Source organism: Saccharopolyspora rosea (assembly GCF_025643595.1).
GTDB classification, from domain to species: domain Bacteria; phylum Actinomycetota; class Actinomycetes; order Mycobacteriales; family Pseudonocardiaceae; genus Saccharopolyspora; species Saccharopolyspora rosea.
The window spans coordinates 1,772,618-1,790,072 of the sequence record NZ_CP102826.1 but is presented as its reverse complement, the minus strand read 5'-3'; the positions used below and the strand labels follow the sequence as shown (position 1 = coordinate 1,790,072).

General features: G+C 72.3%; 17 protein-coding genes. 9 read left to right on the top strand and 8 right to left on the bottom strand.

Translation table 11 applies throughout. From position 1 onward, the window contains the following. Positions 1-10: 10 nt before the first annotated feature. Positions 11-1,171 (bottom strand): acyl-CoA dehydrogenase family protein, encoded by a 1,161-nt coding sequence (locus NV263_RS08720; RefSeq protein WP_263252059.1) that lies wholly within the window; start codon positions 1,169-1,171, stop codon positions 11-13. 106 nt (positions 1,172-1,277) lie between these two features. Between NV263_RS08720 and NV263_RS08715 the strand changes: the two genes are divergently transcribed. The 5 genes from NV263_RS08715 to NV263_RS08695 all read left to right on the top strand — a co-directional run bounded on the left by NV263_RS08715 (position 1,278) and on the right by NV263_RS08695 (position 5,841). Next, entirely contained in the window at positions 1,278-2,126 is an 849-nt protein-coding gene (locus NV263_RS08715) for an enoyl-CoA hydratase (RefSeq protein ID WP_263252058.1), read from the top strand. 3 nt (positions 2,127-2,129) lie between these two features. Continuing rightward, positions 2,130-3,281 (top strand): acyl-CoA dehydrogenase family protein, encoded by a 1,152-nt coding sequence (locus NV263_RS08710; RefSeq protein WP_263252057.1) that lies wholly within the window; start codon positions 2,130-2,132, stop codon positions 3,279-3,281. Continuing rightward, entirely contained in the window at positions 3,278-4,294 is a 1,017-nt protein-coding gene (locus NV263_RS08705) for an acyl-CoA dehydrogenase family protein (RefSeq protein ID WP_263252056.1), read from the top strand. The genes NV263_RS08710 and NV263_RS08705 overlap by 4 nt, the downstream gene beginning before the upstream one ends. Positions 4,295-4,585: 291 nt before the next feature. Next, the gene (locus NV263_RS08700; protein WP_317630408.1) at positions 4,586-5,692 is read left to right on the top strand and encodes an acyl-CoA dehydrogenase family protein; all 1,107 of its coding nucleotides are present in this window, start codon (positions 4,586-4,588) and stop codon (positions 5,690-5,692) included. Then, the gene (locus NV263_RS08695; protein WP_263252054.1) at positions 5,692-5,841 is read left to right on the top strand and encodes a hypothetical protein; all 150 of its coding nucleotides are present in this window, start codon (positions 5,692-5,694) and stop codon (positions 5,839-5,841) included. The genes NV263_RS08700 and NV263_RS08695 overlap by 1 nt, the downstream gene beginning before the upstream one ends. On the opposite strand, the gene NV263_RS08690 is transcribed toward NV263_RS08695, so the two are convergent. From NV263_RS08690 to NV263_RS08680, 3 genes are all read right to left on the bottom strand, one after another. Further along, entirely contained in the window at positions 5,834-6,262 is a 429-nt protein-coding gene (locus NV263_RS08690; RefSeq protein WP_263252053.1) for a MaoC family dehydratase, read from the bottom strand. The two genes, NV263_RS08695 and NV263_RS08690, sit on opposite strands and share 8 nt — an antisense overlap. A gap of 3 nt (positions 6,263-6,265) precedes the next feature. Next, a complete protein-coding gene (locus tag NV263_RS08685) occupies positions 6,266-6,727 on the bottom strand; it encodes a MaoC family dehydratase N-terminal domain-containing protein (RefSeq protein ID WP_263252052.1) in 462 nt (153 codons plus the stop codon). Positions 6,728-7,021: 294 nt separating this feature from the next. After that, positions 7,022-8,185, bottom strand: coding sequence for an acetyl-CoA C-acetyltransferase (locus tag NV263_RS08680; RefSeq protein ID WP_263252051.1), 1,164 nt, complete (start codon positions 8,183-8,185; stop codon positions 7,022-7,024). Positions 8,186-8,415: 230 nt separating this feature from the next. Here NV263_RS08680 and NV263_RS08675 point away from each other — a divergent pair, with 230 nt between their 5' ends. Continuing rightward, entirely contained in the window at positions 8,416-9,144 is a 729-nt protein-coding gene (locus NV263_RS08675) for a glucose 1-dehydrogenase (protein ID WP_263252050.1), read from the top strand. Positions 9,145-9,195: 51 nt separating this feature from the next. Here NV263_RS08675 and NV263_RS08670 read toward each other — a convergent pair whose 3' ends face one another. Continuing rightward, positions 9,196-9,468 (bottom strand): hypothetical protein, encoded by a 273-nt coding sequence (locus tag NV263_RS08670; RefSeq protein WP_263252049.1) that lies wholly within the window; start codon positions 9,466-9,468, stop codon positions 9,196-9,198. Between the two features lie 195 nt (positions 9,469-9,663). Beyond that, on the bottom strand, positions 9,664-10,896 hold the full coding sequence (locus NV263_RS08665; RefSeq protein ID WP_263252048.1) for a GH25 family lysozyme: 1,233 nt from the start codon (positions 10,894-10,896) through the stop codon (positions 9,664-9,666). Positions 10,897-11,210: 314 nt separating this feature from the next. On the opposite strand from NV263_RS08665, the gene NV263_RS08660 reads away from it, so the two are divergent. From NV263_RS08660 to NV263_RS08650, 3 genes are read left to right on the top strand one after another with little or no spacing between them, the layout of a single operon-like run. Next, on the top strand, positions 11,211-12,038 hold the full coding sequence (locus tag NV263_RS08660) for a hypothetical protein (RefSeq protein WP_263252047.1): 828 nt from the start codon (positions 11,211-11,213) through the stop codon (positions 12,036-12,038). Continuing rightward, positions 12,035-12,949, top strand: a complete 915-nt coding sequence (locus NV263_RS08655; RefSeq protein WP_263252046.1) for a hypothetical protein — start codon at positions 12,035-12,037, stop codon at positions 12,947-12,949. The genes NV263_RS08660 and NV263_RS08655 overlap by 4 nt, the downstream gene beginning before the upstream one ends. After that, on the top strand, positions 12,946-15,207 hold the full coding sequence (locus NV263_RS08650; RefSeq protein WP_263252045.1) for a TniB family NTP-binding protein: 2,262 nt from the start codon (positions 12,946-12,948) through the stop codon (positions 15,205-15,207). Before NV263_RS08655 ends, NV263_RS08650 begins: the two co-directional genes overlap by 4 nt. A 252-nt stretch (positions 15,208-15,459) precedes the next feature. Here the strand turns inward: NV263_RS08650 and NV263_RS08645 are convergent, their stop codons facing one another. Together NV263_RS08645 and NV263_RS08640 are read right to left on the bottom strand one after the other, a co-directional pair. Beyond that, positions 15,460-16,518 carry a hypothetical protein gene (locus NV263_RS08645; RefSeq protein ID WP_263252044.1) on the bottom strand — a complete coding sequence of 353 codons (1,059 nt, stop codon included), beginning with the start codon at positions 16,516-16,518 and terminating at the stop codon, positions 15,460-15,462. Continuing rightward, positions 16,518-17,450: a hypothetical protein gene (locus NV263_RS08640; RefSeq protein WP_263252043.1), complete on the bottom strand. Its 933-nt coding sequence runs from the start codon at positions 17,448-17,450 to the stop codon at positions 16,518-16,520. The genes NV263_RS08645 and NV263_RS08640 overlap by 1 nt, the downstream gene beginning before the upstream one ends. Positions 17,451-17,455 lie beyond the last annotated feature (5 nt).

Sequence of the window (17,455 nt, the reverse complement as noted above, 5' to 3'; positions counted from 1 at the left end):
GGTCGCTCCTCTACTTGGGCAGGCCGAGCACTCGTTCGGCGATGATGTTGCGCTGGATCTCGTTGGAGCCGCCGTAGATCGTGTCGGCGCGGGTGAACAGGAACAGCCGCTGCCAGGAGTCCAGGTCGTAGGGAGCGCCGCGGGCCAGCAGCCCGCCCGCTCCGGCGACCTCGGCGGCCAGCTCACCGAGCCCGCGGTGGAAGGTGGACCACAGCAGTTTCAGCACCGACGCCTGCGGTCCGGTGGCGGGCCCGGACAGCGCCCGCAGCACGGTGCACCGCAGCGCCTCCAGCCCGGTGCGGGCCTGCGCGATGCGGTCGCGCAGCAGCGGGTCGTCCAGCGCGCCGGTGGCGCGGGCGAGTTCGACGATCCCCGCGAGTTCGCGGCGGAACACCACCTGCTGGTCGACGGTGCCGACGCCCCGTTCGAAACCGAGGGTGCCCATCGCGACGCGCCAGCCGTCGCCGACCTCGCCGACCACGTTCGCCGCGGCGGTGCGGGCGCCGTCGAAGAACACCTCGTTGAACTCCGAGGTCCCGGTGAGCTGGACGATCGGCCGCACCTGCACGCCGGGCTGGTCCATCGGCACCAACAGGTACGAAAGTCCCTTGTGCCGCTCGCCTCCGCCGGTGCGGACCACGGCGAAGCACCAGTCCGCGACGTGCGCCAGCGAGGTCCACACCTTCTGCCCGTTGATCACCCAGTCGCCGCTGTCGTCCTGCCGGGCCGTGGTGGCCACCCCGGCGAGGTCCGAACCCGCGCCGGGTTCGGAGTAGCCCTGGCACCACAGCTCGCGAGCCGCCGCGATCTCCGGCAGGAAGCGCCGCTGCTGCTCGGGGGTGCCGAACGCGATGAGCGTGGGGCCGAGCAGCTCCTCGCCGACGTGACCGACCCGCACCGGCGCGTTCGCCCGGGCGTACTCCTCGTGGAAGATCAGCTGCTGCTGCACGGTCGCGTCCCGGCCGCCGAACTCGCGCGGCCAGCCCAGGCAGGTCCAGCCGTGCTCGGCGAGCAGCCGGTCCCACGCCAGCCGGACGTCGAACCCCTCGTGCTCGCTGCCCGGCCCGCCCAGCCCGCGCGCCTCGGCGAACTCGCCGGTCAGGTGGTCGCCGAGCCACTCCCGGACGTCGCGGCGGAACGCCGCCTCCTCCTCGTTGTCGGTGAGGTCCACCGGTGCCTCCCGCTGCCGTGGCCAACGGATCCGGACTCTACCAAGCACTTGCTTGTTTCGGCTATCTTCGACTCCGACCGCGAAATCGCCAGCGAGGAGCGCGCCGATGGCAGCAGAGGAACCGGTCGTCCACTACGAGCGGCGCGGGCGGGTCGCCGTGGTGACGATGAACCGCCCCGAGTACCGCAACGCCCAGAACTCCGCGATGACCTACGCGCTGGACGACGCGTTCTACCGGGCCTGCGCGGACGACGAGGTCCGGGTGATCGTGCTGGCGGGCGAGGGCGAGCACTTCTCGGCCGGGCACGACATCGGCTCCCCCGGCCGCGATGCCGACGTGCCCTTCGACCGCCGCGCGGGGCTGTGGTGGGACCACACCCGGCACTCCGGCGGCGAATCCCGGTTCGCCCGCGAGCAGGAGGTCTACCTGGGCATGTGCCGCCGCTGGCGGGAGATGCCGAAACCGGCGATCGCCTCGGTGCAGGGCGCCTGCGTGGCAGGCGGGCTGATGCTGGCGTGGGTGTGCGACCTGATCGTGGCCAGCGAGGACGCGTTCTTCGCCGACCCCGTGGTGCGGATGGGCATCCCCGGCGTCGAGTACTTCGCGCACCCGTGGGTGCTCGGCCCGCGCGTGGCCAAGGAGTTCCTGTTCACCGGGCAGCGGATGAGCGCCGCGCGGGCCCGCGAGGTCGGCATGGTCAACCGGGTCGTGCCGCGCGAGGAGCTGGCCGAGGCCACCGCGCGGCTGGCCGAGGACGTCGCCGCGATGCCGATGTTCGGCCTGTCGCTGGCGAAGAAGGCGGTCAACCAGGCCGAGGACCTGATGGGACTGCACAGCGGCATGGACTCGGCGTTCGGCCTGCACCACTTCGCCCACGCGCACAACGCGGAGGTCGGGTCCGACTCGCTGAGCGGCATGGACGCCCGCAGCATGCGCGACGCCGCGAAGGAGTGAGCCGTGGATCTGACGTTGTCCGACCAGGACGTGGCGTTCCGCGACGAGGTGCGCGCCTGGCTGCGCGCCAACGTCCCCCGCGAACCGCTGCCCTCCCTGGAGACCGAGGAGGGCTTCGCCGCGCACCGCGAGTGGGAGCGGCGGCTTTCCGAGGCCCGGCTGTCCGTGGTCTCGTGGCCCGAGGAGTACGGCGGCCGCGCGGCCTCGCTGTTGCAGTGGGTGCTGTTCGAGGAGGAGTACTACGCGGCCGGGGCACCCGGCCGGGTCAGCCAGAACGGCATCTTCCTGCTCGCGCCGACGCTGTTCGAGCACGGCACCGCCGAGCAGTGCCGCCGGGTCCTGCCGCGGGTGGCTTCCGGCGAGCAGATCTGGGCGCAGGCGTGGTCCGAGCCGGAGGCGGGCAGCGACCTGGCGTCGCTGCGCAGCCGCGCCAGCCGGGTCGACGGCGGGTGGCTGCTGTCCGGGCAGAAGACGTGGAGTTCCCGGGCGGCGTTCGCGGACCGCGCCTTCGGCCTGTTCCGCAGCGACCCGTCGCAACAGCGCCACCGCGGCCTGACCTACTTCATGTTCCCGCTGGACGCCGAGGGCGTGACGGTGCGGCCGATCGGCCGCATCGACGGGAAACCCGCGTTCGCCGAGCTGTTCCTCGACGAGGTCTTCGTGCCGGACGAGGACGTGATCGGCGAGCCCGGCAACGGCTGGCGGGTGGCGATGAGCACAGCCGGCAACGAACGCGGCCTCACGCTGCGCAGTCCCGGCCGGTTCCTGGCCACCGTGCGGCGGCTGGTCGCCGAATGGCAGGGCGAGCAGGCCGCGCGGGACCGCGTCGTCGACGCCTGGATCGGCGCGCAGGCGTACCGGCTGGCGACGTTCGGGACGGTCACGACGATCGCCGAGGGCGGCTCGGTCGGCGCCGAAGCCAGCCTGAACAAGCTGTTCTGGTCGGAACTGGACATCGCGATGCACGAGACCGCGCTGGAGCTGCTGGGGCCGCGCGCCGAGCTGACGCCCGGGGCCACCGAGGCGCCCCGGGGCGGGGCGTGGCTGGACGGTTACCTGTTCTCGCTGGCCGGGCCGATCTACGCGGGTACCAACGAGATCCAGCGCAACGTGGTGGCGGAACGCGTTCTCGGACTGCCGAGGGGGTCGCGATGAGGTTCGCGCTCGACGACGACCAGCGGGCCATGGCCGCCACCCTGGGCGACCTGCTCGACGCGTCCGACACCGGGCGCATCGCGCGCCAGTGGGCGCGCGGCGAGGTCGACGGGTGGTGGGACGTGTGGCGCGGGCTCGCCGAGCTCGGCGTCACGGGGCTGTGCGTGCCGGAGGGTTCCGGCGGGCTGGGCCTCGGACCGGTGGAGCTGGCCGTGTGCGCGGAGGTGCTCGGCTACCACGCGCTGCCCGGCCCGCTGGTGGAGTCCCTGGCCTTCCTGCCGACGCTGCTCGCGGGCTCGCCCGCCGAGGAGTCCTGGTTGTCCAGGGTGGCCGCCGGGAAGTCGCTGGGCACCGCGATCGTCGCCGACGACGTCCCGTACGCGCTGGACGCCGACCAGGCCGACGCGGTGTTCCACTGCGGGCGGTTCGGCGCGCGGCGGCTGGACCGGCCGGGCCTGTCCCGGCAGGAGTCGGTGGACCCGGCGCGCCGGTTGTTCGCGGTCCACCCGAGCGGGCTGCACGAGGTGCCGTGCGCCCCGGCGGCGGTCGGGGCGGCCTTCGACCGGGCCGTGCTCGCCTGCGCCGCCTACGCCCTCGGGCTCGGGCGGCGGATGCTGGACGTCTCGACGCGGTACGTCACCGAGCGGCACCAGTTCGGGCGGCCGATCGGCGAGTTCCAGGCCGTCAAGCACCACCTCGCCGACGCGCTGCTGCGGCTGGAGTTCGCACGGCCGCTGGTGTGGGGCGCGTGCCTGTCCGCGGACTCCGGTGCGGCCTGCCGGTCCCGGGACGCCTCGGCGGCCAAGCTCGCCGCGACCGAGGCCGCCCACACCGCGGCCCGCACCGCCCTGCAGGTGCACGGCGCGATCGGCTACACGGTCGAGCACGACCTCCACCTGTGGCTGACCAAGGCCACCGCACTGCGCACGGCCTGGGGCACCCCGACCCGCCACCGCCACCGCGTCGCCGAGTCCCTGCGCGACGACCCGGACACCCCGGTGGGCGGCGCGTGAGCCTGTTTTCGAATCAGGGTCTGAAGGGTCGTGGCAAGCGGCGTGAGCCGCTTTCTCTTTCGGTGAGTACGCAAGCAACTTGCACCGCCGCGGGTTCTCAGCGGTCGGCTCGCGAGGACAGCCCCGACGCCGTGTATTGGGCATACATCAGGAGGGGCTCCCGGAGCCGGTGTGGCTGTGGCGCGTCAGCGCCTCGTTGGGGGGCGGTGGTCGGGTGACGGGCGGGCCGCTGAGGTTCCGCTACCGGCACCGCCACGCAAAACGAGTAGACATGTGTCCCAGGAGGCGTTGGTGCGTTTTGCTTTCAGCGAGGAGCAGGAAGAACTGCGCAGCACGGTGCGCAGGTTGCTGGACCGCCACGGCGGTCCGCACATCCCGCCGCACGACCGGCCCGCCCCCGGGTGGGACCGGGCGGTGTGGGAGCAGCTGGCCGGGCAGGTCGGCGCGCACGGCCTGGCGATCCCCGAGCACTGCGGCGGGCACGGGTTCAGCCTGCTGGAGACGCTGATCGTCGTCGAGGAGCTGGGCAGGCTCCTGGTGCCGGGCCCGTTCCTGGGCAGCGTGGTCCTCGCGGCCGAGGCGCTGCTGGCCTCCGGTGACGAGGACGCGTGCGCGCGGCTGCTGCCCGGCATCGCCTCCGGCGAGCGGATCGCCTGCCTGGCCTGGGCCGACCCGGAATCCCCCTGGCGCGTCGACGTGTCGGCGACCAAGGCCCGCCGGGACGGCGACCGCTGGCTGCTCGACGGCCGCAAGGCGTACGTCCTCGACGCCGCCGACGCCGACGTGGTGCTCGTCGTCGCCGACGCCGACGAGGGGCCGACGCTGTTCGAGGCGTCCGAACCGGCCGTCAGCGCGCCAGTGGGGATGGACCTGACGCGAAGCCTCGGCGAGGTCCGGCTGGACGCGACCCCGGCCATCCCGGTCGGCCGCGTCGGCGGGGCGCCCGAGGTCCTGCGCCGGGTGCGCGACGTCGCCGCGGCGGCGGTCGCGGCCGAGCAGATCGGCGCCGCCGAGCGCTGGCTGTGGCAGATCGTCGAGTACTGCAAGCTGCGCCACCAGTTCGGCCGGCCGATCGGTTCGTTCCAGGCGCTCAAGCACCGGTTGGCCGACTGCTACGTCGCGGTCGAGTCGGCGCGTTCGCTGTCGTACGCGGCGAGCTGGGCCGTGGCCACCGGTGACGCGAACGCGCCGACCTGGGCGGCGATGGCCAAATCGCACTGCTGCGAGGCGTACTCGCAGGTCGCCGCCGAGGGGGTCCAGCTGCACGGCGGCATCGGCATCACCTGGGAGCACGAGGCGCACCTGCACCTCAAGCGCGCCCACGCCGCGCACCACCTGTTCGGCAGCCCGAGCCGGCACCGGGCCCGCCTGCCGCTCGACGACGCGGAATTCGGCTGATGAGCGCCATGTGGCGGGAACTCCGCGACGAGGTCGCGCGCAGCCCCCTCGGCGGTGCCGCCAGCTCGCTCAACGCGGCGGCAGCGGGCGGCTCGTCGCGCAGCGAAGCCGCCCGCCAACGCGGTTTTCCCGGGGCGTCCGTCAGCTGAGCTGCACCACGGCGCTGGCGGCGGACAGGACCTCGACGTCGCCGACGTGGGCCGTCAGCTCGATCGCCACCCGCTTGTCGTCCAGCTTCTCGGTCACCGTGCCGGCGACCTCCACCTCGACGCCCCGGTCGTCGTCGGGGACGACGACCGGTTTGGCGAAGCGGACGCCGTACTCGACGACCGCGGCCGGGTCGCCCGCCCACTCCGTGACCAGCCGGATCGCCTCGGCCATGGTGAGCATGCCGTGGGCGATCACGTCCGGCAGCCCGGCCTGCTTGGCGATCCGCTCGTTCCAGTGGATCACGTTGAAGTCGCCCGACGCGCCGCAGTACTTCACCAGCGACAGCCGGCTGATCGGGTAGCGCTGCGCACCGATGCTGGTCCCGGCCTCGACGTCGTCGTAGCGCACGTTCGCCGCCATCGCTCACTGCCCTCCAGACGCGGTTCCCCGCGAGACGATCACGTTGACCGCGGTGCAGACGAGGTCGCCCGCGGCGTCGCGCAGGTCGGTCTCGATGCGCACCAGTTCGTTGTTCCCGGCATCGCGGATCTCGGCGATGCGCCCGGACGCGCTGAGCACGTCACCGGCCCGGATCGGCCTGCGGTGGCGGAACGTCTGCTCGCCGTGCACGACCATCCGGTAGTTCAGCCCGAACTCCGGCAGCAGGATCGGGTTGTTCGCCGAGGCCGCCCCGGACGCCACGATCGCGAACGTGGGCGGGGCGATGACGTCGGGATGGCCCAGCTCCCGCGCCGCCGCCGCGTCGCGGTAGGCCGGTTCGGGGTCGCCGATCGCGTCGGCGAACTCGCGGATCTTGCCGCGGGTGACCTCGTAGGGCCCGTCGGAGTCGAAGGTGTACCCGATGAAGTCCCGGTTGATGGGCATGCCCGTCCTTTCCGCCGCCGTTCAGAGCCCGTCTTCGAACCTGGTACCGAGACGGCCGCTGAGTGCCTGTCTTTGAACTTGGTTCCGAGGGGGCGTGGTAAGCGGCGTGAGCCGCTTTCTCTTTCGGTGAGTGGTCTCGCAGCTCGCACCGCCGCGGGTTCTCAGCGGTCGTCTCGCGAGGACAGCCCCGACGTGGTGTAGGGGGCTACATGATGTCGGGGCTCCCGGAGCCGAGACGGCCGCTGAGGTTCCGCCACCGGCACCGCCACGCACAACGAGTTCAAAGACACACTCTCAGCCGAGCCGTTCCACGATCGTCACGTTCGCGGTGCCGCCGCCCTCGCACATCGTCTGCAGCCCGTACCGGGCGCCGCGCCGTTCCAGCTCGCCCAGCAGCGTGGTCATCAGCTTGGCCCCGGTGGCGCCCAGCGGGTGGCCGAGGGCGATGGCGCCGCCGTTGGGGTTGACCCGCTCCGGGTCGATGTCGATCTCCTTCTCCCAGGCCAGCACCACGCTGGCGAACGCCTCGTTGATCTCCACCACGTCGATGTCCGAGGCCCGCAGTCCGGTCTTCGCCAGCGCGTGCCGGGTCGCCGGGATCGGGGCGGAGAGCATGAACACCGGGTCGTCGCCGCGCACGCTCATGTGGTGCACGCGGGCGCGCGGGGTGAGTCCGTGCTCGGCGACCGCGCGTTCGGAGGCGACCAGCAGCGCGGCCGAACCGTCGGAGATCTGGCTGGCCAGCCCGGCGGTGAGCTTGCCGCCCTCGCTCAACGTCTTCAGCTCGGCCAGTTTCTCGCGGCTGGTGTCCCGCCGCGGCCCCTCGTCCAGCTCCACCCCGGCGATCGGCGCCAGTTCGGCGTCGAAGTGCCCGGCGTCGGTCGCGGCGACCGCCCGGCGGTGGCTGGTCAGCGCGTACTCCTCCATGTCCTCGCGGGAGATGCCCCACTTGTCGGCCATCAGCTCGGCGCCGCGGAACTGGGTGACCGCCTCGTCGCCGTAGCGCGCCTGCCACCCCGTGGAGCCCGATCCCGGCCCGTAGGCGACCGGGAACCCGAGCTGGTCCGAACCGAGCAGCGCGCTGCCGATCGGGATGGCGCTCATGTTCTGCACGCCGCCCGCGACCACCAGGTCGGCGGTGCCGCTGAGCACCGCCTGCGCGGCGAAGTGCACGGCCTGCTGCGAGGAACCGCACTGGCGGTCCACCGTGACCCCGGGCACGTGCTCCGGGAAACCGGCCGCCAGCCAGCCCGTCCTGCCGATGTTGCCCGCCTGCCCGCCGACGGTGTCGACGCATCCCCACACCACGTCGTCGACCGCCGCCGGGTCGATCGCGGTCCGTTCGACGAGGACGCGCAGCACGTGCGCGGACAGGTCCGCCGGGTGGATGCCGCTGAGCCCGCCACCGCGTTTGCCCATCGGAGTGCGGACCGCGTCGATGATGTACGCCTCGGCCATGTTCGTCCTTTCCGTCGCGGGCGACGCCGCCAGGACCTGCCGCGGCAGTCTAGTGGAGCAAGCAAGCGTTTGGTAGACATGTGAGTGTTGTTGCGTGGCGGTGCCGGGAGCGGAATCTCAGTGCCTGTCTTCGAACCTGCTCCCGGAACCCGCGCGGCAAGCGGCGTCAGCCGCTTGCTTCGGGTGCGAAGGCAGACGCTGATTTTCCCCAGGACGAAGGGAGCCCGGGCGTGGGTAGGACTGACGGCAAGGTCGCGATCGTCACCGGCGGGGCGCGGGGGCTCGGTGCGGCGCAGGTGCGGGCGCTCGCGGTGGAGGGCGCGTCGGTCGTGGTGGCCGACGTGCTCGCCGACGAGGGCGCCCGGCTGGCGGGAGAACTCGGCGACGCGGTGCGGTTCGAGCCGCTCGACGTCACCGACGCGGGCCGCTGGGACGAGGTGGTGGGCGCTGCCGAGGAGGCGTTCGGGCCGGTGTCGGTGTTGGTGAACAACGCGGGCGTGGTGCACACCGACCCCATCGAGACGCTGTCCGAAGCGGACTACCGCAAGGTGATCGACGTCAACCAGGTCGGCGTGTTCCTGGGCATGAAGGCGGTGCTGCCGTCGATGCGCCGCGCCGGGACCGGGTCGATCGTCAACATCTCGTCGATCGGCGGGATCATCGCCTTCCCGGGCATCCTCGGTTACGTCGCGTCGAAGTGGGCGGTGCGCGGCATGACCAAGGCGGCGGCGCAGGAGTTCGGCCCGGACGGGATCCGGGTCAACTCGGTGCACCCGGGGTTCGTCGGAACCGAGATGACCGAGGGCATCGACGTGTCGGGAATGGCCCAGCACCAGCCGTTGCGGCGGATCGGCACGCCCGAGCAGCTCGCCGAACTCGTCGTCTTCCTCGCCTCCGACGCCTCCGGCTACTGCACCGGCTCCGAGTTCGTCGCTGACGGGGGCTACACGAGCCAGTGATCCGGGACACCGGCGGCGCCCCGCCGGGAAGCGGGGCGCCGTCGGTGGGGATCAGAGCGCGTCGAGCGCGCGGTCGGCGTGCTGCGCGAAGTCGGCCAGGCCGTCGAGCAGCGCGGAGTACTCGGTGCACTCGTCGCGGCTCACGCGGACCCAGTGCCACAGCATGGCGACTTCGTGGCGGACGACCGAGACGGCTCGGCGATCACGGCTGTCGAGGCCGTCCATCGCCCAGCGCACGGTCTGGGCGGACTCCAGCGCGGTGAGCACCGGGAGCAGCGTCGCACCGACGTCGGCGCGGACGTGCTGGGGAGGGCAGAACGGCAACGGGGTCTCCAACCTCTTCGCACACGGATACCACCGGATGCTCGCGGAGGGTGTCCGATCGCATCCGGACCGCTACCAGCATGCCCGCTGCCGCCGGTGTCGTGCGCGGGCCCAAAGTCCCGACTTCACCGGCCGGGCACGACGAAAGCGGGCCGCCCGCGTCGAACGCGGACGGCCCGCCTGAGGGAGGCTCGGTCACCGGGCCAGCTGCTGGAGCTTCGCGATGCCGTGCTGGTACTTGTTCAGGTCGGTCGAGCCACCGATGCCGGGGACCTGGCCCTCCTCGGAGTACTGCCAGAAGTCCCAGCCGTCGAAGCCGTTGGGCACCGACGGGCTGTCGACACCGTAGGAGGCCAGCCACAGGTTGTGGTGGCCGAAGGAGTCGGTGCCACCCATGCACTGCCGCCAGAAGGACGGGTTGGCGTAGATGATCGGCTCCTTGCCGGTGCGCTCCTTGACCTTGTCGTTGAAGGTCTTGACCCACAGGTTCATGTCGTCGACCGACAGGCCGTAGCAGCCGCCGCTGTTCGGGTCCACCTCCAGGTCCAGCACCGGCGGCAGGGTCTTGTGGTCGTTCTGGTAGTCGGCGACGTCGAGGAACCGCTGCGCCTGCACCTCCGCCGAGGAGGAGTCCGGACGGGCGAAGTGGTAGGCACCGGCGATCAGCCCGGCGTCCTTGGCGCCGTGGTACTGCTCGCTGTAGCGCGGGTTGCTGAAGCTGGTGCCGTCGGTGGCCAGCACGAAGGTGAACTTCTTGCCGGACGCGGCGACCTGCTGCCAGTCGATGTCGCCGTTGTGGTTGGACACGTCGATGCCGTCGACCGGCGGGCCTTCCGGCGCCTCGGGTTCCGGGGCGGGCGGGGGCGGCGGGGGCGGCGGGACGTTGCCCTGGTCACCGCTGGGCTGCGGGGCCGGGGCGGCCTCGGGCGCGGGCTGGGCCCGCTCGGGCGTCACCGGGGCCGGGGCGCCGGCCATCGGGGCGGCCTGCGCGGCGTCGGTGACCTCGGCCTGCTGGGAGGCGCCACCGCCGGTGGCCACTCCGGCGACCACGACGCCGAGCACGCCGACGGCCGCGATGGCGCCGCCGACCTGCATCGACCGGGTGCGGGTCGCGGCCCGACCGGATTCGGGGAGCCGCTCCCGGACCGCCTCGACGTGCGGCGCAACCCTCTCCCGGATGCGCCGCACCTGCCGGTTGTCCTGGACGCGCTGCAGCAGTGGCGCCAGCCACCGCACGATGCGTTCGAGGAGCGGCGCGAGCCACTCGCGGACGCGGTGCGCCGCCGGCCGCACTCGATCCACTGCCGAGCGCAGGGCGTGGTCGACCGCCAGCGCGGTGGAACGCCAGGTGCGCGCCTCGTTCGGGGTGGAGGCGCCGCCGTTCTCGTCTTCGGGGGATCTTGGTTGGTCGGGGGTTTCGGGTCTCACGGGATTCCAGACTCCACCACGGAGCGTGTACCTGCATCGAGGTTTGTACGTACGCAGGTACCTGGTTTAACCCGTATGAGCTACCGCGGACCGGCCGACTGCTCACTAACTGTGACGACCGGAGTGGATTGGCCTGAACCTGTTCCGATTCCGCACGCCACCATAGCGGCCCCCGTCACACCGTCCAACCCCACCCGCGGCTCCCGGCGCGCGAACCCACCGACCCCTTCTGCCCCATCGGGCACGACCGCCACCGCCGACCCGGCATTCCCCGGATTTCCGTCTCGAAGACCCCTTCGCGGGTGGTAGGAAAGATGATCGTGGAACGTGCCCGGTGGCCGGTGGTCGTGGTGCTCGTGCTGGCGCTGTGGCCCCTCGCGGCGTGCGCCAGTGACGACGACCGGGCGCGCGACGACGCCGCCGTGGTGTTCTGCCTGTCAGCGGCGCAGCGGGCCCCGCTGGTCGACTCCGCCGTGTCGCTCGGGCTCGCCCGGCACGGCCGGACCCCCGACCGGCTGCGGGTCGGCGCGCGCGAGTACACCGTGCCGGACTGGCGGCGCGCCCGCGGCGAGGACTTCGACCGCGCCTGCAAGGCGATCGCCGTCGCCTCGGTGCCCGGCTCGTCGGGCACCAGCACGTTCATGTCGATGGTCAACGTGCTGCTGCCGGTGCTGGTCGGCGCGGTGCTGACACTGCTCACCACGACGTGGCGGGACGAGATCAGCCGCGGCCGGCTGCTGGCCGACGACCTGCGCGCCTCGGCGGCCAAGTTCCACGGCGCCGTCAAGGACTACCTGGCCGCCCGGACCGCGCACAGCACCTCCGGGAAGCCGTCGGCCCGCGCCGTGGACGAGGGCCGCGACGAGCTCGGCGCCCGGCTGCGGACGGTCTGCGTGCTGCGGTCCCGCTGGCGGCGACCGCGAGACCTCCGATCGGTGCTGTCCGGAAACCGGCTCGGCGAACCGATCGTCGAAGGGTGGACGGAGCTGGGCGACGAGCAGCGGGCCGAGCGGGCGCGCGCCCTGCGCGATCTGGTGTCCGAAGTGGACGAACAGGTCGGCCGGGTGGCCCACGCGCTGGAGCACCCGTGGCGCCCGCACCGGGACATGCACCGCGCACGACCGCTGGGGGAGGACAGATGAACCCGTACCTGGTGCCCGGTATGGAGGGCAGGCCGCTGGCGCCGCTGTGCCCGTTCCAGATCGACGAGCACGAGGACTACTACGTTCCCGTGGACCACTGCCAGCAGGCGTTCGAGGAGTTCCAGGAGCTCATCGGCGACGTCGCCGCCCAGGGCGGGCTGGTCGTCACCACGGGGCAGCGCGGCTGCGGCAAGACCTCGCTGATCAACCGCTGCGCGAGCTGGCTGTCCGGGCAGCTCGACAAGGCCCAGATCATCTCGCTGGTGGACGAGTCCTCGCCCAGCGACCCCATCGAGTACCGGCTGCGCCACGTGTTCTCCTGCGTGCTCGACGACGTGCGCTCCCGGCAGCTGCTCGACGCCGACCAGCTCAAGGGGCTGGAAGACCGCACGGACAACCTGGAACTGGGCTACCGGCAGCTGAGCTCGCTGCTCGACCCCGGAACGGTGCTGATCATCCTGCTCCCGCACTCCGAGGACCTGACCAAGGAGATCGCGCACTACGCCCGGTTCACCCGGCCGCGGCTGGTCTTCTTCGCCGAGAGCTCCTACCCGGACAATGTGGACCGGCGCTGGAAGGACATCGCCGAGGCGTGCCGGGTGACGCCGCTGCTGCTGCGCGTCGGCCCGCTGTCGGAGGGCGACGGCTGGCGGTTCGCGCGGGCCCGGCAGGAGCGGTCCGAACTTCACCCGGATGCCGGTGTGTACCGCAGGGTGAGCGAGGAGACCATGCAGCGTGTCACTGCCCTGCCGATGTCGATCGGCCAGTTGCAGAACCTCCTCCACGGGGTGTACGAGGAGCAACGGCGGGACCCACCGGCGGACGATGCGCTAGAACTGAGCTACGAGGAGATCACCGACTACTTCTTCAGGCGGAGCATGGACGCCGGCGGGCAGGGATCGACGTTATGAGTGACGGCCACGTTGTCCTCACCAGTGAGGCCAACCCCTTCTCCCCCACGGCGATCGCCCGCGTCACCGAGTTCGCCCCGGACACCGTCACCGTGCCCACGCCGGCCATCCGCGAGGCGCTGCGGCTGCTCGACGACTACCTCGTCTCCCCCGCCTCCAGCCGCCCAGGCCACGTGATCGCGATCGTCGGCGACTACGGCACCGGCAAGACGCACCTGGCCGTCCGGTTGCTCCAGCACGCGCGGGAGACCGCCCCGGCGGTCACCAAGGCCGTGTACCTGGACGCCCCGGCGGGCACGTTCGTCGCGCTGTACAAGCGGTTCATCGAGCAGTTGGAGCTCGACGACGTCCGGGACCGGGTGCGCGAGTACTACGCCGACATCGTGGCCGACGCGCTGAGCTCCTCCGGCTTCGGCTCGGACGTCGCGCGACCGCTGCGCGACGGCGAGATCGACCCGGTCGGCATCGTCGAGCGGTTCGGCCTGATGGAGAGCAGCTTCCTGCAACAGGTGCAGCACACGCTGGAACGGGTCACCCGCAACGAGGCGTTCGGCACCGCGCTGACGCTGCTGCTGCGGCGCGGCTTCGACGACGCGGTGTGGGAGTGGCTGACCGGCCACGAACCGGACCAGATCCTCAAGGACCGGGGCATCGACACGGCGATCTCCACCGAGGCGGCGGCGCTGGAGGCGATGGGCGTCTTCGCGCTGCTCTACGGCCACCGCGACCGCCGGTTCGTCGTGGTGGTCGACGAGCTGGACAAGGTGCTGTCGGCCTCCAGCCGTCCCACCGAGGACGCCATCGAGGCGTTCAAGAAGCTGCTGGAGGTCTGCGCCGGGGCGCGGGCGCTGCTGGTGCTCGCCGGGCTGCCGGACTACCTCGACGTGCTCAGCGGCAACGCCCGGCAGCGGATCGGCCGGGTCATCACGGTGTCCTCGCTCAGCGGCGAGAACACCGCGGAGTTCATCCGGGAGAGCCAGCGGCGCGTGCACGGCGAGGCCCGGCTGGAACCGTTCACCCCGGACACCGTCGGCTACCTGGTGAAGATCACCGACGGCAACGCGCGCAAGATCGTGCGGCTGTGCTACCAGCTCTACCGGACCGCGGTCGAACGGGACGGCCCGGTGACCGTGCCGATGGTCTACGAGGTGGCCCGCAACAACCAGTTCGACCAGGCCGGCATCGACGACGTGCGCGGCGCGGTGCGCCGGGTGCTCACCGCGCAGGGCTCCGGCTACCTGCGCGACCACCTGGTGGGCCAGGACGAGCATTCGCGGGCCGACTACTGGGTACCGGTCGGCGCCCGGGGCGCCGGGTGCGCGCTGGTGCTCGCCGAGTCCGTGCTGGATCCCGAGGACGCCGAGCGCCTGGTGCGACGGGCCACGGCGATCCGCAACGCCACCGCCCGCACCGAGGTGCTGCTCGTCGTGGTGGGCTACCTGCCCGCCGAGTTCGTCGGCGAGCTCAGCGCCGCGTTCGGCGGCGAACCCCTGGTCTACGACCACTGGACGTTCACCGAAACGCTCGCCAGCGCCCTGGCCACCCGCATCCGCAACCTGGAGGACGTGGTCGGCGACGACCCGATCCGCGCGCTGCACGACCGGCTGGACCGGATGAGCCGCCAGCAGTCCAACACCCAACGCCTGCTGGACCAGATCACCACGAGCCTCAACGACCTGCGCGGTTCCGCCGACCGCAAGTTCGGCGTGCTGCAACGCGAACTGTCCGAGGTCTCCGACACGGTGCACGCGCCCGCGGGATCCGATTCCCCCGCACCGCGCCTGCGGTTGCCGGAGGACGTGGCGCGGCTGTTCGACGAGGCGCTGGCGGCGCTGGATTCGCTGCGACGGCTCGACGCCGTGGTGCGCGAGGCGTTCGGCACCGAGCAGGACCAGGCGACCGCCGCCCGCCGCGGTATGCGCGACTGGCTGCGGCTGCGCAACCAGCAGGCGTTCCAGGCGGCCGGCGTCGCGGTCGTGCTGACCGGCCTGGTCGAGGCGTTCCGGGACGGCGTCAACGAGTGGTACCGCTCGTCGGCGACCGACGAGGAAGGCGAGCTCTACGACGTCGACCGCGAACGCCTCGCCGCGCTGTGCCGCACCTACGACGTGCTGTACGAGTACGTCCCGCTGTTCGGCCTCGACGTCCTCGGCGAACTGACCGCCGCCCCGGTCACCCCGCCCCGGAAGGCCGACCTCCGCGAAACCCTCGACGGCCTGGGCGCCCGCGTCCAACAGGCCCTGCTGGGTTCGGGTTAGCGCGTGTTTTACAAGCGGCGTCAGCCGCTTTCTCGTTCGGTGAGTGGTCTCGCAGCTGGCACCGCTGCGGGTTCTCAGCGGTCGTCTCGCGAGGACAGCCCCGACGCTGTGTATTGGGCATACATGAGTCGGGGCTCCCGGAGCCGATGTGACTGCGGCGCGTCAGCGCCTCCTCGGGGGGGGTCGGGCGACGGGCGGGCCGCTGAGGTTCCGCTCCCGGCACCGCCACGCACAGCACTCCCGAAATAGTCCCTAGCCGGACCGCACGGCTTCCGGTCGCCGTGCGGCCCACGCCGTGGCGGCGGTCGCGTGCAGCAGGTTCACCACCACGATCGCGGGGCCGATCACGCCCACGGCCAGCGGGAAATCCGGCTCCAGCAGCAGGGCCAGGATGATCGCCGTGATCCCGTTCTGCTGGCTCACCGCCAGGAAACCGCGGTCCCGGCCGGGCAGTCCCCGGGTGATCAGCGGGCTCACCACGGCCTGCGCGGCGAACGCGGCCGCGCCGAGCGCTGCTCCCGCGAGCACGTGCACGCCGTTGACCAGCAGCACCCCCAGGCCGACCGAGGCCACCAGGAAGGCCACCTGCACGGCCCGGTCGAGCAGCCGGTCCACGCCCGGGCGCAGGAACAGCGCGGTCAGCGCCAGCCCCAGCATCAGGAACTGCCAGATCGCGACCGCGAAAACCACCGCCAGCAGGGCGAAGGCGAGCACCCGGTGGCGGCGGACGGCCTTCCACAGCGCGAACGCACACGCCGCGAACAGCAGGTTCACGCCCAGATCGGCGAGCAACGACAGCACGCCGCCGTCCGCCGCCGAGCCGGAAACCGGTGTCCTGCCGAGCATTCCCAGCGCGAAGCCGGACAGGTAGACGGTCAGCAGCATGGTCACCGGGTCGTCGAACGCCGACCAGGCCGCGAGCACGGCGCGCCCGCCCGGGGACAGCCGGGACCCGTGGTTCATCGCCGCCACCGACAGCGGATCGATCTGCGCGACCGCCACGCCCAGCACCAGGAAGGCGGGCGAGCCGAAGCACAGCACCATCACCGCGCCGATCAGCAGCGCCTTCGCCAGCACGCCGACGGTGACGGCCAGCACCACCACGCGCAGGTTCGACCGGACCGCGTGCGGCGAGATCCCGTGGGCGCTGCCGAACAACCCGACGGCGAGCAACGTCGACGCGACGAGGAAGTACGCGGGCGAGCGCTCCACCCCGTGCAGCCCGAACCCGGCGGCGACCGCCCACCCGACCGCGACGGCGGCGACGAACAGCGCCAGCCGTCGCACCGCGGCCGTCCCGATCCCGCCCATCAGCCGCCCGCGAACGCCATCGACAGGTCGGTCATCCGCCGCTCGGCGAGCGCCACGGCGTTCTGGTCCAGCGTCACGCCGACCAGGTACTCGCCGGGCCGGAGCCGGTAGTAGTAGACGGCACCCTGCTCGACGTCGAGGGTGAGCTGCCGCACCCGCGGCGCCAGCACCGGGCCCACGATGCGGCCGAACTGGCCCACGACGGTCGGCAACCGGCTGCCCAGCTCGGCGTAGAACCGGCGCCGCGCACCGGGGTCGAGCTGGGTGAAGAACCGGCCGACCGCGGGATCGTCGAAGACGTCCTCGGCGACCACCGGTTCGCCACCGCCCCACAGCGCCGCGTAGTGCAGGTCGGCGGGGCTGAGCGCCGCGCGGCACAGCTGCTCGGGGTCGCCGCCGGGCACCGTCCGCTCTTCGTCCACTTCGGACGGTGCGGGAGGCCCGCCGAGGTCCTCGGGTTTCGCCGACAACCAGCCGCCCGGGTTCTGCGAACCGAGGCTGACGCGGGCGCGCAGCTGCGTCACCAGCTTCGCCAGCTCGACGTCCGCCGACCACACCGCGGCCACGTCCGGGACGAAACCGACCAGGTGCTCGCGCGGCACCACCGAGCAGCAGAGCACCGCACCGGCGTCGGTGCGCAGGACCACCCGGATGAGCCGACCGGTGCGCACCTCCTCCAACGCCGCGTCCAGCGCACCGACCTCGTTCACCACGTGGTGCCCCACCCGGCCGTAGGGGTCGGGACCGTCGGCCACGTCGTTGACCGCGAAGTCGAACACGCCGTCGGTGTAGTGGGCCAGGTACCGCGGCCCGCGCCCGCCGAGCACCACCCGGCGGCACAACTCGACGACCTCGCCGTAGTCCGCGCCGGCGTGCGGCGCCCGCCGTTCCACCGACGCCTCCGGCAGATCGGCCTCGTCCTGCGCGTTCACGCCGG

Excerpts from the sequence above, each read along its gene's own strand:
- NV263_RS08645 (WP_263252044.1), bottom strand. The coding sequence starts at position 16,518 with ATGGGCGGGATCGGGACGGCCGCGGTGCGACGGCTGGCGCTGTTCGTC.
- NV263_RS08685 (WP_263252052.1), bottom strand. The coding sequence starts at position 6,727 with ATGCCCATCAACCGGGACTTCATCGGGTACACCTTCGACTCCGACGGG.
- NV263_RS08660 (WP_263252047.1), top strand. The coding sequence starts at position 11,211 with ATGATCGTGGAACGTGCCCGGTGGCCGGTGGTCGTGGTGCTCGTGCTG.
- NV263_RS08650 (WP_263252045.1), top strand. The coding sequence starts at position 12,946 with ATGAGTGACGGCCACGTTGTCCTCACCAGTGAGGCCAACCCCTTCTCC.
- NV263_RS08680 (WP_263252051.1), bottom strand. The coding sequence starts at position 8,185 with ATGGCCGAGGCGTACATCATCGACGCGGTCCGCACTCCGATGGGCAAA.
- NV263_RS08715 (WP_263252058.1), top strand. The coding sequence starts at position 1,278 with ATGGCAGCAGAGGAACCGGTCGTCCACTACGAGCGGCGCGGGCGGGTC.
- NV263_RS08705 (WP_263252056.1), top strand. The coding sequence starts at position 3,278 with ATGAGGTTCGCGCTCGACGACGACCAGCGGGCCATGGCCGCCACCCTG.
- NV263_RS08690 (WP_263252053.1), bottom strand. The coding sequence starts at position 6,262 with ATGGCGGCGAACGTGCGCTACGACGACGTCGAGGCCGGGACCAGCATC.
- NV263_RS08695 (WP_263252054.1), top strand. The coding sequence starts at position 5,692 with ATGAGCGCCATGTGGCGGGAACTCCGCGACGAGGTCGCGCGCAGCCCC.
- NV263_RS08655 (WP_263252046.1), top strand. The coding sequence starts at position 12,035 with ATGAACCCGTACCTGGTGCCCGGTATGGAGGGCAGGCCGCTGGCGCCG.